Raw genomic sequence first — 16,034 nt, forward strand, 5'->3', positions numbered from 1 at the left:
GTCCGCCCCGACCGGCGCGCGCCAGTGCGGTCAGGCCGTCGCGGCCGCCTCCGCGGGCGCCCTCTCACAGGAGGCGCGGCGCACGGCTGCCAAGTAGCCGGAGATGGCCTCTCTGTTGCGTTCCAGGCACCGGATGCGCTCGGTCATCCGGTCGCGCTCAAGTTCGAGTGCGGCGATCGTCTCCGGGGTGGCGCCGGAGACGTGGATCGCCTTGGGCGTGTCCAGACACGGCAGGACCTGCTTGATCACCCGGGTCGGCAACCCGGCGGCGAGCAGTCCTCTGATCTGGAGGACCCGGTCCACGAAGTCCTCGTCGTACTCCCGGTACCCGTTCAGGGAGCGACGGGACCGGATCAGGCCCTGCTCCTCGTAGTAGCGCAGCAGCCGGCGGGAGGTGCCGGTGCGCTCTGACAACTGCCCGATCAGCATGTGACCCACCCCACACCGGATCATCTTGACCTTCACATCTATGTAAGGGTTTGAGGATACAAGTCATGACGACTTCCCACACTGAGTCACCGAACGTTTCTCCCCCCGCGACCGACAACAGGAAACTTCCCATGTCGCCGCTGCTGGCGCTGGGTACGGCCGCCTTCATGGGCATCCTGACCGAGGCGCTGCCGGCCGGAGTGCTGCCCGAGATGGCCCGCGACCTCTCGGTCAGCGAGTCGGCGGCGGGGCAGTCACTGACGATCTACGCCATCGCCACGGGCCTCTCGGCGATCCCCGTGTCCGTGGCCACGGCAGGGTGGCGGCGCAAGAAGCTGCTCCTGCTCGCCGTAGTGGTGTTCGCCGTTGCCAACCTGGTCACGGCCATCTCGTCCAGCTACGCCCTGACGATGGCGTTCCGCCTGGTGGCCGGCGTCGCAGCGGCCGTGGTGTGGGCGGAGCTGGTCGGCTATGCCCGCCGCCTGGCCCCCCCTCACCTGCAGGGCAGGGCCATTGCGATCACCATGGCCGGCATCCCGCTCGCCCTGTCATTGGGCATCCCCTTGGGCACGTTCCTCGGCGGACTGTTCGGCTGGCGGCTGACGTTCGGCCTCGTGAGCGTGGTCTCCGTCCTTTTGGTGGTGTGGATCCTCGCGTCGGTTCCGGACTCCCCGGGGCAGCGGCCGGAGAACCGGGAGCCCATCCTGAAGGCCCTGCGCCTTCCGGGCGTGGTGGCGGTCCTGTTCGTGGTCGCGGCGTACGTGCTGGCCCACAACATCCTCTACACCTACATCGCCACGTTCCTCGACGAGTACGACATGGGCGGCTCCCGCGACCTCGTGCTGCTGGTCTTCGGAATCGCCTCCATGGTGAGCATCTTCATCACCGGAGCACTGGTCGACCGCCGGCTGCGCGCGCTGACCATCGGTAGCACCGCCCTGTTCATCGTGGCGGCAGTCCTGCTGGCCCTGGTGGCCGAGAGTCCCCTCGTGGTTTATGTGGCGATGGTGCTGTGGGGGCTCGGCTGGGGAGGTGTCGCCACCCTCCTGCAGACCGCGGTCACCGATGCGGGGGGCGACCGCGGGCAGGCTCTGCTGGTCACCACGTGGAACTCGTTCATGGCCGGTGGCGGGGCCGTCGGCGGCCTCCTGCTCTCCGCGCTCAGCCCCACCTCCTTCCCGTGGAGCGTCCTGGTCCTCCTCGTGCCGGTGCTGCTCGTCGTGGTCGGCGCCCGTGCGCACGGCTTCCCCGCCAAGCGGCCGGACTCGGCCTGACGCATCGCCGGACGGCACGACAGGGCCGTGGGCCGCGTTCATCCCGGTTTCGGGGTGGGTGGAGCACGGGACTGCCGGACCGAGCAGCGGCCCCTTTGTGATCAAGGCGTCTGAAGCCGTTGATCACATGGGGGCCGCGTCCGCATACCGGTTTCCACGGGAGGTCAGCCTCGGCCCATGCGGTAGCCGACACCGCGGACCGTGATGATCCACCTGCTGGCGCCCAGTTTCGCGCGCAGGCTGCTTACGTGCGTGTCGATGGTTCGGCTGGAATGCGCCCAACTGGTGTCCCAGACCCGGGCCATCAGCTCCCTGCGGGACACGACGCCGTCGGGGTTCGCAGCCAGGATGTGCAGCAGATCGAACTCCTTGCCGGTGAGGTTCACCGGCTCGCCGTGCAAGCGGGCTTCTCGGGTTCCGACATCGATGTGGAGCGGATCGAGGGAAATGATCCGTGTCGGCTCCGGCTGCGGATGGGCCCGACGCAGCACGGCTTCGATACGAGCCGTCATCTCGCGTAAGCCGCACGAGGTGACGACGCAGTCGTCGGCTCCGGCCTGCAGGGCGAGGACCCGGTCCAGTTCGGTGTCGCGAGCGGTGACGGAGATGATCGGCTTGTCCCCCGCCTCCCGGATCAACCGGCAGACTTCCAGGCCGTCGATGTCCGGCAGGTCGAGGTCGAGCAGGACCAGGTCGGAGTGCTGGTGCGTTCTCAGCGCTTCGGCACCGGTGTCGACACTGCTCGCCGAGTACCCCTGCCGACGCAGGTCCCGCACCCTCGTTTCAGCTTCAGCCGCGTCGTCCTCGACCACGAGGACGCGGGCCATCGGCGACGTGATGACCTTTCTCAGCTGCAAGCGAGAGATCGGCGGTGTCTGCGGCCGCGATCCGGCAGGCGCGATCTGCGTCCGGCCGGCCTCCTCGGTTCGCAAGGTGGCCCCCTGAGTCATTGCTCCCCCCTCATAACCGGTTGGGGCGAGGGTGCGCCGCTGGTCAGCCTGCGGCAGTCGGCCGACCAGCATTTCGGCGAAGAAGGAGGCCGGCTTCTCGCGATCCGACCCCGGCGTTCGACGTGCTCGGTTTCCCGCCATGCTGCATCCCCCTCCCTGGCGTGACCGTCCCTCATAGCATAACGAACGTTCTCTTTTTTTCGATCGTCGATGTCCACGCCTTGGTCACGGCGGCCACGGGGTTACGCGGTTTCCGTTCCCGGCGTCGACACGTAGACCAGGGTCGGCCGGCACACCCGTACGGACTCGCCCGGACGCCGACAGCTTCACGGTGGGGTGAGAACGCGCCACTTTCGGTTGAATCGTGGTGATCCGGGAAGGCGAGACACCCCTCGCCAGTTGCGTTGGTGCCGGAACCGCAGGCGAAGCGGAAGCCAACATGCCGGCGATGGAGGTGACATGTGGCCGCACCCATGCGTCCACTCCAGGGCCCCAGCCCGCCCCGGCGAGAATGCGCCACGGCCCGGGAGCAGCCCCCCATCCGTTCAACCAGCGGGGCCATCATGGGCTCACCGTTGGTCGACCACGTGACCGAAGAGACCCCCATGCACGCATGCACCTGGGTGGAATCCGGAGAATGCCCATGGTGAAACAAGAGAGAGCCGTCCGTACCAGGGAGGCTCTGGTGCAGGCCGCCGCCGCGGCGTTCGACTGCGCAGGGTATGAGGCCACGACACTCGCCCGGGTCAGCAACGCCGCCGGCATCTCCATCGGGGCCCTCACCTTCCACTTCCGGTCGAAGGACGAACTGGCGGACGCGGTCCAGGCGCGTGGCGAGTCCGCTCTGCGGGCCGCAGCGGACCGGGTGGCGGTGTGCGAGGAAGTGCCCCTCCAGTCCGTGGTCGCCCTGACCATCGAGATCGCGAGGCTGCTGGAGGAGGAACCTCCCGTCCGCGCCGCTGCGCGGCTCGCGCGCGAGCGCATGGACGGCGCGGCGGCCTGGTGCTCCCTCTGGCTGCCCATCCTCGACCGCCTGCTCGCGCGAGCGGCGCCGAGCGAACTGCGCCCGGACGCGGACCACGAGACGGTGCTCGCCCTGGTGGCCTACCTCGTCACCGGTGCCGAGACGTACGCCCGCAGCCGCGCCAAGTCCCCTGGAGACCAGGGTGACAGCGCCGAGCAGCAACTCACGCGCATCTGGCACCTGGTGCTGCCCGGAATCGCGTGTGGGGGCAGGGCCGCGCCCTGACGGGGCAGGCGGGGCCCGACTGCACGCGGACCCCGCCACCGCCGCCGCCCGCGGTGCGGAGCGCCTACTCCCCCACTTGGGTGCCCGTGTCGGCCCGGTACCCCAGGTGTCCGTCGAGCAGGGTCCGCAGCCGCCTTCTCCCGCGGTGCAGGCGGGAGTTGACGGTGCCGTTGGGAATGCCGACCAGAGCGGCGATCTCCTCGTACGGCAGGCCTTCGACGTCGGCGAGGTAGACGACGGTCCGGAAGTCCCCCGGTATCGCCCGCAGCGCCTCGCTGATCACCGGGTCCGGGATCCGGTCCATGACCTGCGACTCCGCGGAGGGCAGCCCCCCGGAGGTGTGGGAGGCGGCGCTGGCGAGCTGCCAGTCCTCGATGTCCGAGGTGTGCGCGCAGCGCGGCTCCAGCTGCTGCTTGCGGCAGTCGGTGAGGAAGGCGTTGGTGAGGATCCGCAGCAGCCAGGCCCGCAGGTTGGTGCCGGGCCGGAACTGGTGGAAGCTGCGGTAGGCCCTGGCGTACGTCTCCTGGACCAGGTCCTCCGCGTCGGGCGGGTTGCGGGTCAGCCGCATGGCGTGGGCGTACAGCAGGGTTCGGTAGCCGACGGCATCGCGCTCGAAGCGAGTCGAGCGCTGCTCGTCCGTCTCTGCGGCGGGGACCGTGGTCGTGTCCGTCATGGGGGTTCTTGCGCTCCTGTACGCCCGCCGTACCACGGGAGTACAGGTGGATACGGCGGAGGACTGTGTGGGTACGCACAGGCTACATATCTAGCGTTCGTTTTTCTTCGGTACGGTGAACATCCGCGCCGGTCTTGGCACGTCGGGCTGTGGCGGCGCCGCGAGGACCGGAGTGCGGACACGCAAAAGCGCCGGGCGCCGCCTTGCGGGCGCCCGGCGCTGACACGACTGCGGCGCTGCGGTTACCTGGCGGTCCACCCGCCGTCGACGGGCAGGGCCGTCCCCGTGACGAAGGAGGCCCGGCCGCTCAGGAGCCAGGCCGCGGCCTGTGCGACCTCGGCGGGCTCGGCCATCCGCTTCTGCATGGAACGGGAGGTGAAGGGCTCCTCCAGGGCGGGGATGTCGGCGAGCACCTCCTGCATGAGCTCGGTGAGGGTACTGCCGACCACCAGCGAGTTGACGCGGATGCCCTGGCCGCCGTATTCGTCGGCGGCGGCCTTCGTCAGCCCCACCACCGCGTGCTTGGCCGCGACGTAGGAGGCGGTGGCTCCCGTCGCGAGCACGGCGGCCACGCTGGCCGTGTTCACGATGGAGCCGCCCGAGCCGGCGGCGAGCATGGCGCGTATCTGGTGCTTCATGCAGTGCCAGACCCCGCGCAGGTTCACGTCGATGACCCGCTCGAAGACGGAGTCGTCGGTCTCGTGCAGGGGGGTGCCGGCCGTCGCCCAGCCCGCGTTGTTGAACGCCCCGTCCAGACGGCCGTAGGCCTCCACCGCGCCGGCCACGACGCGCTCGACGTCCCCGGAGTCGGTGACGTCCCCGGCCAGTACGGTCGCCCGGCCCCCGGCCTCGGCGATCTCCCGTGCCACTGCGGTCAGTTGGTCTTTCCTGCGCGCCATCAGGACGACGTCCGCGCCCTCTGCGGCGAAGAGCCGTGCAGCGGCGGCCCCGATGCCGCTGGATGCACCGGTGATCATGACAGCCTTGCCCCGGAGTAAACCCTCAACTCGCATGTTGCGCATTCAACCACGCGCTTTCGGGCCCCTCCGCATGATCCTTCTCACAAGGCGGCCGGCCCGTTCAGCCCACCCGCGACTCCGCCTTCCCGCGCTGCGGGTCGAGGTCGATGGCGGCCGCGACCGCGGCCGGGGCGAGGCCGGGGAGCAGGAACCTCCACATGCGGACCACCCGGTCCGTCAGGTCGGCCCGCCCGGACATCAGCTGCGAGTGCAGCTGGGTCCCGGTGCACGCACCGACGATGAACTCGGCCACTTCCGAGGGCTGGACCCCTTCCAGGAGCTCACCCCTGTCCACGGCCTCCTCCAGGCAGCCCTCCATGATCTCCTGCCAGTCGCGGAAGGAGGTGTCGTCGCGTACGCCCAGGGCCCGCTGCTCCACGGCGAGCTGCACGCCGGCGCGCAGCAGCAGGTCCGTGCGCAGCCGCCAGGACCACACCAGCGTGATGTCCACCAGCCGCTGCAGGCCCGCCGATCCGAGGTACGGGACGATCGTGTCGGGCTGCGCGTTCATGACGGCGCGGGCCAGCGCCTCCTTGTTGGGGAAGTGGAAGTAGACCGCTCCGAGCGTGACTCCGGCCCGTTGGGCCAGCGCTCTCATGGAGGTACCGCGGTAGCCGTGCTCTTCGAGCAGCGCCGCCGCCGCTCGGAGGATCTGGTCGCGCGTCTTGGCGGCGCGTTCCTGCTTCGGCTCGTGCATCGAGTATCTCCATCGACAAACAAAAAGAACACACGTTATTTTATGACTCTCGGTCCCCCCCACCGCCCGCGACTGAGGTTACAACGAGGCCTGCTCGCCGTACCTGGAGTGAATCAGTGATCAACATCCAGCCTGCGCAAGTCCGTTCCGCCGCCGCCCCGCACGCCCACTGCACCGTTCCCGACCAGCCGTTACGCCGACCCACCTCGGCGGAGGCCATCCAGCTCCTGGTGCACAAACGCAGACCGGCCGAGGTGCTCCTCACCGGCTTGCAGCGACGGGGATCCGACGACTTCACCGTCACCGCCCGCTGGCCCGATTCGCACGCCTTCTACGAGCGGTGCCTGGGCGCCTTCGATCCGCTGCTGTTCGCGGAGACGGTGCGCCAGAGCATCCCGTTCCTCTCCCACGTCGCCTACGACGTCCCGCTCGGACACCAGTTGATCTGGGAGTACTTCACCTACAGCGTCGACCCGGCCGCCCTGCGGATCCAGCACCGCCCGGCCGTCGTCGAACTGCGCATCACCTGCTCGGACATCGTCCGGCGCGCCGCCCGCATGGCCGCGATCACCATGGACGTCACGGCGTTCGCGGGCGGCAGGGAGCTCGGCTCCGCGCGCGCCCGGTTCACCAGCAACCCGCCCGCCATCTACAAGCGCCTGCGCGCCCGGTACGCGGACCCGCTCACCGCCATGGCCGCGGCCCGGCCGGTGCCTCCCCCGATACCCGCAGCCTCCGTGGGGCGCCTGCGGCAGGCGGACGTGGTGCTGTCGGTCGCGGAGGCCCCCGCGCGTTGGCTGCTGCGCAGTGACACCTCGCATCCTGTCCTCTTCGACCACCCGGTGGACCACGTACCGGGCATGCTGCTGCTGGAGGCGGCCCGCCAGGCCGCGCTGGTCCGCGTCGGCCCGCGGCGTGCGCTGCCCGTCGCGTTCGACTCGACGTTCTTCCAGTACGTGGAGTTCGACGCCCCGTGCCGGATCGCGGCGGAGCCGACGCTGCCCGACCACCGGGGCCGGCCGCGCGTCGACGTCGTCGCGCTGCAGCGAGGGGGGATCGCCTTCTCGTGCATCGTGACCCTCGAACCGCAGGGAGCCGGCGCCTACGACACCGAGCCGGCGGGCGTGTGACGCGGACCCGGCGGTCCGGCCCGCCGGTGACGCGGGCCCCGGCCCGGCACCCGCGAGCCGCGTGGGAGCCGGGCCGTCGACCGCCCGGGCCTCAGAGGTGAGGGGCGATCAGGGACGGCAGCCGGCGCATGTCGGTGAAGACCACCGTTCCGGGCAGCGCCAGCCGTGCGGCGGGCGTGAGGCCTCCCGCGTAGCCGAAGCCGCGCATTCCGGCGGCGCCGGCGGCCTGGATGCCGAAGCGGCTGTCCTCGACGACCGCGCACCGGGCCGGGTCCACCCCCAGGGAGCGGGCGGCGTGCAGGAACAGGTCGGGGGCGGGCTTTCCGTGCTCGACCTCGTGGGCGCTGAAGATGCGGCCGGCGAACCGGTCGTACAGTCCGACCCGGCCCAGGGTGTGCCGCATCTTGTCGTGGCTGCCGCTGGAGGCGATGCACCACTGCTGCGGTCCGAGGCCCGCGGCACGGAGGCCGTCGAGGGCCTCCGTTATGCCGTCGACCGCCTGCAGGCCGGAGTCGACCGCCTCGGCGTGCAGCGTACGGAAGCGCTCGTCCCAGACGCGGGCGGTGCCGGCGCCCAGCCGGGCGGCGATCTGCTCGCCGATGGAGGTGGTGGAGCGGCCCACGAAGCGCTCCAAGACCTCGTCCTCGGTCAGCGGCCAGCCCAGCTCCGCGCCGAGGGCGACGTGCGTGCGGACGGCGATGGGCTCGCTGTCGACGAGGACCCCGTCGCAGTCGAAGATGACGAGTTCGACCGGCTCGGCGGACTCGGCCTCGGTCCCGGTCTCGCGGGCGCGCGGTGCCTCGGCGGCCCGGGCGGAGGCCGTGGGCACGGCGGTCGTGGTCATCGTGTCGTGCCTTCCGTGGGAGGGGCTCGGGGACAAGATCACACAACGGGTCAGGGGCGGACAAGCAGCGAAAACGGTTCCCGGAGTGCTCCCGGGGCCTCGCCCCGTCCTCGCCCCGCGGACCCGGCCGGGAAAGACGTGAGTACCGTCTGTGCATGCACATCGATGAGCTGGGCGCGCCGCAGCGGGGGCATGTCCTTCTGATAGCGGGGGATGCCGCCGTGCGGCGGCGGGCCGTGCAGGTGGCGCCGAGTGCCAATGTGGCGGCGGTGGCGGCGGTGCCGCCCGCGGTGCTGCTGGGCAGTCAGGTGCCCAGCGACACCACCTATCTGGACGGGGCCCGTGATCCGCACACCGTGCTGCTGCGGTTGCGGGCGGCCGCCGCCACCTCCGGGCCGCTGCTGGTGTACCTGTCGGGGCGGCTCACGCTCGACCGGCGCGGGCGGCACCTGCATCTGGCGCTCGCGGGGACCACCGCGTCGTCGGTGCGCTATACGGCGTTCCCGTGGGAGTGGCTGGGGACCGAGCTGCGGGCGCGGTCGGCCGGGCTGACCACGGTGGTGCTCGACCTGGTCGCCGACAAGAGTGCGTGGCCGGTGCTGCACGAGTACGGGAGCCTGCCCGGTTCGCCGTCCGCCGAGGTGTACGGGGTGGTCGTGCCGCCCGCGTTCGCCGGCGGGCCCGACGGCGTGAGCCCGTACACGCGGCACTGGGTGGACCAGTTGCGGCGCGGCCCGCACCGGCCCGGCAACGTACAGGTGCACGCCTTCGCGGTGGGGGCGGCCGCGCTGCCGCCGGGCACGCTGGTGCTGCCGGCCACGCGCGCGCTCAGTGACCGGCCCGCGCAGCCGCACGCGCAGCCGCACGCGCAGTCGCAGTCGCAGTCGCAGTCGCAGTCGCAGTCGGCCGAGGATCCGCGGCCGCACATCCACGCCCTGGCCTCCGTGGGCCGCCACGAGGAGGCGGCCGCGCTCGCCCGGGCCTGGGAGCAGCACGCGCTGCGGGCCTGCGGGCCGGGCTCGTCGGAGGCGGCCCACTGGGCGGAGATCCGCGCCGACCTCGCCCGGATGGCCGGCGACTACCGGCTGGCGACCCGGCTGTGGATCCGGGCCGGGACGACCCGCCTGGAGCGGCACGCGCCGGACGCCCCGGAGGTGCTGGCCGCCGGGGCGGGGGCGCTGTACTGCTGGACACAGCTCAAGGACCAGGCCGCGGCGCGGGAGGCCGGGCCCGAACTGCTGCGCCTGCTCGGCGCGCTGCCGTCGCTGGAGCCGCGGCTGTTGCACCTGACGCAGCAGCGGCTCCAGGTGCTGAACTCGGTGGCCGGGCGGCACTGATCCGCGGCTCCCGGCCCGATGTGCGAGTCGGGCCGGGCCGCACGTCGGGCCAGGGAGGCGGTGTCCGGCGGATCGCGGCCGGACACCCCCTGCCGCCGCGGGTGAAATCGTCAGGATCGAAGCCCGTCAGCCGGTGAAGTCCGTCAGGTCGAGGGTGCGCAGGCGCTCCGGGTCGGCGACCACGTCGATCGCGGTGATGCGCCCCGCCGTAACCGTGAAGGCCATGACCGACAGCGGGTGGCCGTCGGCGATGACGACGACTCCGGCCGCGCCGTTGACCAGGGCCGGGCGGACGAACGGACTCAGGCGGCTGAAGGTGAGGGCCTGCGAGGCCACCGTGGAGGCGCCGTTCAGGACGACGGTGTGGCGGGCGCGTGCGACGCCGCCGTCGGAGCGCAGGACGACATCGGGGTCGAGGACGGCGACGAGGGCGTCGAACCGGCCGTCGCGGGAGGCGGCGAAGAAGGCGTCGACGACCTCGCGCTGGCGGGTGAGGTCGGGATCGGGCACCGGGGCCTGCCCCTGGACGCGGCGGCGGGCACGGCTCGCGAGCTGGCGGGTGGCCGCCGGCGTGCGGTCGATCAGCGGGGCGATCTCGTCGAACGGCACGGCGAACATGTCGTGCAGGACGAAGGCGATCCGCTCGGCGGGCTGGAGCGAGGCGAGCACCACCATCAGCGCCAGGCCGACCGAATCGGCCAGCAGCGCCTCGGCTTCGGGGTCGATGACGTCCTCGCGGGTCACGACCGGGTCGGGTATGCGGACTTCGAGGGGCTCCTCGCGGCGGGTCTCGCGCGAGCGCAGCATGTTCAGGCAGATCCGCGCCACGACCGTGGTCAGCCAGCCGGGCAGGTTCTCGATCTCGGCGGCGTCCGTGCGCTCCAGGCGCAGCCAGGCCTCCTGGACGGCGTCCTCAGCCTCGCCCAGGGAGCCGAGCATCCGGTAGGCGACGGCGCGCAGCCTGGTCCTCTCCTGCTCGAAGCGGTCGGTCGGCCATGAGCTCTCGTACACCGGTCACGTCCTTTCGTGCGGGAGTTCCGCGCCGTGATCATGACGGGCTCCCCGGCCCGTGTCAGCCGGCCGGGGTGGCCGCGAGCGGGCGGACGCGGGTGAGCATCAGGTGCAGGAACTGCTCGGGGCGGCGGAACGAGGCGAAGTGGCTCGCGTCCTCGATCAGGGCGAACTCCTTGACGGGGGCCTCGACCTCGTCGAAGAACCGCCGGGCGCGGTCGGCCGGGGTGATGACGTCGCGGTCGCCCTGGAAGACGAAGAACGGGATCTCGAAGCGGGTGCCGTCGGCGCGGTCGTCGAACGCGGCCGTCTCGGGGGTGAGCACGCCGGAGAACTTCATGGCCGCGAAGTACTGCCCGATCTCGCGCAGGGTGTGCAGCGGCGAGAACCACAGGGACCGCAGCACGACGCGCTTGAGGGTGTCGAGCGTGAAGGGGTCGCTCGCCACGGTCAGTTTGTCGTACGCGGCCCGCTGTGCGGCGCTCCAGTGGCGGGCGTCGGGACCCATCCGCTCCACGGCCGCGGCGTCCTTGTGCCGTCCGGTGGCGCGCAGGCGGGCGAGGAGGGCCGCGTGGGCCGAGGTGTCGCGGCCTGCGTCCAGGACGTTCTGGTCGGTGCCGACGTAGGCCGCGTACAGCTCGGGGTGGTTGCGGGCAAGGCGCAGGCCGAAGACGCTGCCCAGGGAGCTGGCGACCAGGACGAGCCGGTCGGTGCCGAGGCGTTCGCGGGCGTACCGGGTGACCTCGACGGCGTCCTCGTACAGCCGGGCGAAGGTCATCTCGCCCTGCCCTCCGGGCCCGGAGCGGCCGAAGGTCTTGCCCGCACCGCGCATGTCCCAGCGCACGATCGTGAAGTGCTTCTCCCACGGCCGGGTGAGCGCGCCGTAGAGGGAGTGGGAGGCGCCGGGGCCGCCGTGGATTTCGAGCACCACCGGGTTGGCGAGGTCCTCGCCGCGGATCGAGATCCACTGGTCGATGCCGCCGATCCGGACGAAGCGCTGCTCGTCGATGCCGGACGGGTTGTCGATGCGCAGGAGGCGGGCATTGCGGCCGCGGCACAGGGCGCGGTGGCCGAGCAGGGCGGCGGCGGGTGCGGTGAGCAGGGCGGCGCCGGCGGTGAGGACGGTGGCGAGCATGGAGGACCCCCGGGTTTCTGTGTATCACGTAAGCGATTTCGTTTATGTTATACACAGTTAGGCGACGGGTCGTCAACGATGCGAGGAGCGGGGCCTCATGGCCAGGAGCAAGGACGAGAAGCGTGATCCGGCGGTGAGCCTGGCGCTGCTGTGGGGCGAGCAGGCGCAGCCCCGACGCGGGCCCAAGCCCTCGCTGAGCATCGACCGGATCGTGGACAGCGCCCTCGGCATCGCCGATGCGGAGGGGCTGGACGCGCTGTCCATGCAGAGCGTCGGCGCACGCCTGGGGGTGACCACCATGGCGCTGTACCGCTACGTGCCGGGCAAGGCCGAACTGCTCGACCTGATGGTGGACGCCGCCTTCGGCCCGGCTCCCGCCGTCGACGGGGTGCCGGGGGGCTGGCGGCCGCAGCTGGAGGCGTGGGCGCGCGCGTGCTGGGAGCAGTACCGGCGCCGGCCGTGGATGGTGGTCGCCACCGGGATGCGCAGACAGCTGATGGGGCCCCGCCAGCTGGCCTGGCTGGACTCGGCTTTGGGCGCACTGGCGGGAACGGGGCTGTCCTTCGCGCAGCAGCACGAGGTCTTCCTGCTGCTCATCGGGCACATCCGCAGCCTCGCGCAGCAGCGCGCCGACGATGACGCGGAGGGCCGGGAGGAGTGGGACCGGCTCACGGCGCAGGTGCTGGAACGGCACGGCGCGCGCTTCCCGGCGCTGAGCTCGGCCATCGCGGGCGGGGCCTTCGCCCCGCCCGGGGGCGATCCGCTGGACTTCGGGCTGGAGCGGATCCTGGACGGGGTCGCGGTGCTGGTCGAGCAGAGCTAGTGCTGTGACCGGAAAGGTCCACCGGGTCGCGCCGCCCGGGTCGTGCCAGGTCGTCCCGGCCGCCGACCGGGCCCGGACGCGGCGGCGCCGGGCCCCCTGGCGGGGCCCGGCGCTGGGGCGTCAGCGGCGTTGACGGGGTGGCAGCGTTAACGGCGTTAACGCCGTTAACGCTGCCGTCAGCGGCGTCGACGCTTCGGCAGTCAGGCGTTTCAGCGGCTTCGGCGGCCGGTCAGGGCCGGCGCCAGGTGCCGGTCGTGCGGAACGCGTCCGCCGGGGTGCGGTCCCAGCCCGCGCGGCCCTTGCGGGGCGGCTGTTCGGGCTCGGCCTCGGGCGCACCGGCCAGCAGGGCCGTGAGGACCGCCATGACGGCGGCCGTCTCCTCCGCGTCGGGGTTGCCGCCCGTGATCCGCCAGGTCTGCGGCGGCGCCCCGCCCTCCGCGGCCGTCATACCGGCGGGTTGCCGTGCTTGCGCGACGGCAGGTCGGCGTACTTGGTACGGAGCATGCCGAGCGCGCCCACGAGCACCGAGCGGGTCTCGGCCGGGTCGATCACGTCGTCCACCAGGCCGCGTTCGGCGGCGTAGTACGGGTGCATCAGCTCCGTCGTGTACTCCTTGATCTTCTGTGCGCGCATCGCGTCGGGGTCGTCGGCCGCGGCGATCTCCCGGCGGAAGATGACGTTCGCCGCGCCCTCCGCGCCCATGACCGCGATCTCGTTGGTGGGCCAGGCCAGCGCCAGGTCCGCCCCGATGGAGCGGGAGTCCATGACGATGTACGCGCCGCCGTACGCCTTGCGCAGGACGAGGGAGATGCGCGGGACGGTGGCGTTGCAGTACGCGTAAAGCAGCTTCGCGCCGTGGCGGATGATGCCGCCGTGCTCCTGGTCCACGCCGGGCAGGAAGCCGGGGACGTCGACGAGGGTGACCAGCGGGATGTTGAAGGCGTCGCAGAACTGCACGAAGCGGGCCGCCTTCTCGCTCGCGTGGATGTCGAGCACCCCGGCGAGGCTGGCGGGCTGGTTGGCGACGAAGCCGGTGACGTGTCCGTCCATCCGGGCGAGCGCGCACACCACGTTGGTCGCCCACGCGGGCTGGACCTCGAAGTACTCGCCGTCGTCGACGACCTCCTCGATGACCTTGCGGATGTCGTACGCCTGCTGCGGGTTGACGGGGACGATGCCGGTCAGCGCCTCGGTGCGCCGGTCCACCGGGTCGTTGGTGAACTCACGGGGCGGGGTCTCGCGGTTGTTGGCCGGCAGCAGCGACAGCAGGTGCCGGACGTCCTCCAGGCAGCTCTGCTCGTCGTCGTAGGCGAAGGCGGCCACCCCGGAGGTCGCGGCGTGGACGTCGGCGCCGCCGAGGCCGTTCTGGGAGATCTCCTCGCCGGTGACGGCGCGGACGACGTCGGGGCCGGTGATGAACATCTGCGAGGTCTCGCGGACCATGAAGACGAAGTCGGTCAGGGCCGGGCTGTACGCGGCGCCGCCCGCGCACGGGCCGAGCATCACGGAGATCTGCGGGATGACCCCGGAGGCGCGGGTGTTGCGCTGGAAGATGCCGCCGTACCCGGCGAGCGCCGAGACGCCCTCCTGGATACGGGCGCCCGCGCCGTCGTTGAGGGAGACCAGGGGGGCGCCGGCCGACTCGGCCAGGTCCATCACCTTGTGGATCTTCTCGGCGTGCGCTTCGCCGAGCGCGCCGCCGAAGATGCGGAAGTCGTGGGCGTAGACGAAGACGGTACGGCCGTCCACGGTGCCCCAGCCGGTGACCACGCCGTCGGTGTAGGGGCGCTTGTCCTCCAGTCCGAAACCGCTCGCGCGGTGTCTGCGCAGCGCCTCGATCTCGTGGAACGAGCCCTCGTCCAGCAGGAGGTCGATGCGCTCGCGGGCGGTGAGCTTGCCCTTGTCGTGCTGACGCTGCGTGGCCCGCTCATCCGGTCCGGCGACGGCCTGCGCCTTGATGTCGGCCAGTTCCGCGGCACGGTCCAGGACCGGTATGAGGGGCGCGTCGATGATGGTCATGTGGATCCTCCAGGTCTGAGGCCGGATTGCAGCCACCGTCGCGGGCGGGGCTCAAGATGTCGTCGAAGTCCGCTGGAACCCCCCGCGATACGGGGTCGGGACCGGGTCGTCGCGCGGGGCTCAGGACGTCGTGTGCAGGGTGAGGTGGCCGCGCCGGACGGGTTCCGGGCGGCGGTACGGGTCCTGCCGTACGGGCGGGCGGCCCACGGGGGCGGCTCCGGCCGCGGCGAGCACCCGTACCGCCGAGACGGCGGCGAACTTCCGCTCCTCGCGCACGATCTCGTGCAGTGCCTCGCGCAGGGCGGTCCCGAGGCGGTCGATGTCCTCGGCGGTGTTGTCGTAGTGGACGGAGGCGACGAGGGCCGTGGGCGCCTCGCGCCCTGCCGGGTGCAGCGGGTGCTCCTGCGCGACCGTCTTGCGTACGACGATCCCGCGCCGGGCCAGGGCGCGCCGGATCAGCGCGGCGGGCACCTCACCGTGGCGGAAGCCCACGATCCCGGCCTGCACCCGGCCCGCGGCGAGCAGTTCGATCCCCGGCGCCCGGGCGACGGTGCTGCGCAGGCGCGGCAGGAGCTCCGGGTGCGGGAGGGACATGGCCGCGGTGTGGTGGCCGAGCGCGGTGTGCAGGGCGGCGACGGCGGCCGGGGCCGGCGGCGCCGGGAACGCCTCGGCCGACCGGGGGCCCGCGTACGCGAAGCCGATGCCCTGCGGTCCGCGCAGGAACCTCCAGCCGTCCGCGGTGAGCAGGTCGCAGCCGATGCGCGCGGCGTCGACGGGCAGCCGGCCCACCGCGTGTGAGGCGTCGACCGCGTACAGGGCCCGGTGCGGGGCGAGGAGCCGGCCGACGGCCTCCACCGGGTTGACGGTTCCGCAGACCGCGGAGACGTGCACGACGGAGACGAGGGCGACGTCCTCGTCGATGTGCTCCAGCATCCACTCCAGGTCGAGGTCGCCGTCCGCGCGCAGCGGGACGACCTCCAGCCGGCAGCGGGTGCGCTCGCGCAGGGCGTACAGGGTGGTCAGGTGGGCCACGCCCTCGTGCGGGGTCGTCCAGATCCGGTCGCGCGGACCGAGGTCGAGGCGGGACACGTAGGCGTGGAAGGCGTCGGCCGCGCCGGCGGCCAGGGCGGTGCGGCCGGCCGGGACGCCGAGCAGGGCGCCCAGGCGCTCGTGGATCCCCGTGTGCAGGACGGCGCCGAGCTCCTCTTCCAGGGCGTGCGTCCCGAAGCGGTCGTCGCGGGCGGTGCAGTCGGCGAGGACGGACTGCACGGCGGCCGGCATCCGGCCGGTGCCCGCGGTGTCCAGGTGGGCCGTTCGCTGCCCTTGGTGCGTCGGCGCGTTCATCGAGGGGCCTCCCTCCGCTGTGGGGCCCGGCGGGTACCCGGCCCTGCTGTACCAAGAATTGCCAACTCGCTTGGCAAGACATTGCCCAACGCCGGGCCGC

At 72.1% G+C, this 16,034-nt stretch carries 16 protein-coding genes; 5 read left to right on the forward strand and 11 right to left on the reverse strand.

The window, feature by feature from the left end; genetic code table 11:
- Window positions 1-30: 30 nt before the first annotated feature.
- Window positions 31-429 carry a MerR family transcriptional regulator gene (locus tag AC0666_RS24825; RefSeq protein ID WP_468971778.1) on the reverse strand — a complete coding sequence of 133 codons (399 nt, stop codon included), beginning with the start codon at window positions 427-429 and terminating at the stop codon, window positions 31-33.
- Between the two features lie 131 nt (window positions 430-560).
- Between AC0666_RS24825 and AC0666_RS24830 the strand changes: the two genes are divergently transcribed.
- Window positions 561-1,703, forward strand: coding sequence for an MFS transporter (locus tag AC0666_RS24830; protein ID WP_468971780.1), 1,143 nt, complete (start codon window positions 561-563; stop codon window positions 1,701-1,703).
- Between the two features lie 164 nt (window positions 1,704-1,867).
- Here the strand turns inward: AC0666_RS24830 and AC0666_RS24835 are convergent, their stop codons facing one another.
- Entirely contained in the window at window positions 1,868-2,794 is a 927-nt protein-coding gene (locus tag AC0666_RS24835; RefSeq protein ID WP_478708317.1) for a response regulator transcription factor, read from the reverse strand.
- A gap of 544 nt (window positions 2,795-3,338) precedes the next feature.
- Between AC0666_RS24835 and AC0666_RS24840 the strand changes: the two genes are divergently transcribed.
- Window positions 3,339-3,902 carry a TetR family transcriptional regulator gene (locus tag AC0666_RS24840; protein ID WP_478708318.1) on the forward strand — a complete coding sequence of 188 codons (564 nt, stop codon included), beginning with the start codon at window positions 3,339-3,341 and terminating at the stop codon, window positions 3,900-3,902.
- Between the two features lie 64 nt (window positions 3,903-3,966).
- On the opposite strand, the gene AC0666_RS24845 is transcribed toward AC0666_RS24840, so the two are convergent.
- The 3 genes from AC0666_RS24845 to AC0666_RS24855 form a co-directional block, all read right to left on the reverse strand.
- A complete protein-coding gene (locus AC0666_RS24845; RefSeq protein ID WP_468971786.1) occupies window positions 3,967-4,575 on the reverse strand; it encodes a sigma-70 family RNA polymerase sigma factor in 609 nt (202 codons plus the stop codon).
- A 242-nt stretch (window positions 4,576-4,817) separates the two neighbouring features.
- Window positions 4,818-5,588, reverse strand: a complete 771-nt coding sequence (locus tag AC0666_RS24850) for an SDR family NAD(P)-dependent oxidoreductase (protein WP_468971788.1) — start codon at window positions 5,586-5,588, stop codon at window positions 4,818-4,820.
- Between the two features lie 67 nt (window positions 5,589-5,655).
- The gene (locus tag AC0666_RS24855) at window positions 5,656-6,291 is read right to left on the reverse strand and encodes a ScbR family autoregulator-binding transcription factor (protein WP_468971790.1); all 636 of its coding nucleotides are present in this window, start codon (window positions 6,289-6,291) and stop codon (window positions 5,656-5,658) included.
- Between the two features lie 116 nt (window positions 6,292-6,407).
- Between AC0666_RS24855 and AC0666_RS24860 the strand changes: the two genes are divergently transcribed.
- The gene (locus AC0666_RS24860; protein WP_468971792.1) at window positions 6,408-7,421 is read left to right on the forward strand and encodes a ScbA/BarX family gamma-butyrolactone biosynthesis protein; all 1,014 of its coding nucleotides are present in this window, start codon (window positions 6,408-6,410) and stop codon (window positions 7,419-7,421) included.
- Window positions 7,422-7,512: 91 nt separating this feature from the next.
- Here AC0666_RS24860 and AC0666_RS24865 read toward each other — a convergent pair whose 3' ends face one another.
- Complete coding sequence (locus tag AC0666_RS24865; protein WP_478708319.1) at window positions 7,513-8,265, reverse strand: HAD family hydrolase; 753 nt, start codon at window positions 8,263-8,265, stop codon at window positions 7,513-7,515.
- A 155-nt stretch (window positions 8,266-8,420) separates the two neighbouring features.
- Here AC0666_RS24865 and AC0666_RS24870 point away from each other — a divergent pair, with 155 nt between their 5' ends.
- On the forward strand, window positions 8,421-9,602 hold the full coding sequence (locus AC0666_RS24870) for a hypothetical protein (protein ID WP_478708320.1): 1,182 nt from the start codon (window positions 8,421-8,423) through the stop codon (window positions 9,600-9,602).
- Window positions 9,603-9,728: 126 nt separating this feature from the next.
- Here AC0666_RS24870 and sigJ read toward each other — a convergent pair whose 3' ends face one another.
- Both sigJ and AC0666_RS24880 read right to left on the reverse strand, forming a co-directional pair.
- The gene (gene sigJ / locus AC0666_RS24875) at window positions 9,729-10,613 is read right to left on the reverse strand and encodes an RNA polymerase sigma factor SigJ (protein WP_468971798.1); all 885 of its coding nucleotides are present in this window, start codon (window positions 10,611-10,613) and stop codon (window positions 9,729-9,731) included.
- 61 nt (window positions 10,614-10,674) lie between these two features.
- Window positions 10,675-11,748, reverse strand: coding sequence for an alpha/beta fold hydrolase (locus AC0666_RS24880; protein WP_468971800.1), 1,074 nt, complete (start codon window positions 11,746-11,748; stop codon window positions 10,675-10,677).
- Between the two features lie 97 nt (window positions 11,749-11,845).
- On the opposite strand from AC0666_RS24880, the gene AC0666_RS24885 reads away from it, so the two are divergent.
- Window positions 11,846-12,571 carry a TetR/AcrR family transcriptional regulator gene (locus tag AC0666_RS24885; RefSeq protein ID WP_468971801.1) on the forward strand — a complete coding sequence of 242 codons (726 nt, stop codon included), beginning with the start codon at window positions 11,846-11,848 and terminating at the stop codon, window positions 12,569-12,571.
- A 229-nt stretch (window positions 12,572-12,800) separates the two neighbouring features.
- Here AC0666_RS24885 and AC0666_RS24890 read toward each other — a convergent pair whose 3' ends face one another.
- The 3 genes from AC0666_RS24890 to AC0666_RS24900 all read right to left on the reverse strand — a co-directional run bounded on the left by AC0666_RS24890 (window position 12,801) and on the right by AC0666_RS24900 (window position 15,934).
- A complete protein-coding gene (locus AC0666_RS24890; RefSeq protein ID WP_468971803.1) occupies window positions 12,801-13,019 on the reverse strand; it encodes an acyl-CoA carboxylase subunit epsilon in 219 nt (72 codons plus the stop codon).
- A complete protein-coding gene (locus AC0666_RS24895; RefSeq protein WP_468971805.1) occupies window positions 13,016-14,590 on the reverse strand; it encodes an acyl-CoA carboxylase subunit beta in 1,575 nt (524 codons plus the stop codon). Before AC0666_RS24895 ends, AC0666_RS24890 begins: the two co-directional genes overlap by 4 nt.
- A 120-nt stretch (window positions 14,591-14,710) precedes the next feature.
- Entirely contained in the window at window positions 14,711-15,934 is a 1,224-nt protein-coding gene (locus tag AC0666_RS24900; RefSeq protein WP_468585645.1) for an aminotransferase class V-fold PLP-dependent enzyme, read from the reverse strand.
- Between the last annotated feature and the right edge of the window lie 100 nt (window positions 15,935-16,034).

The organism is Streptomyces sp. NPDC043680 (assembly GCF_056436685.1).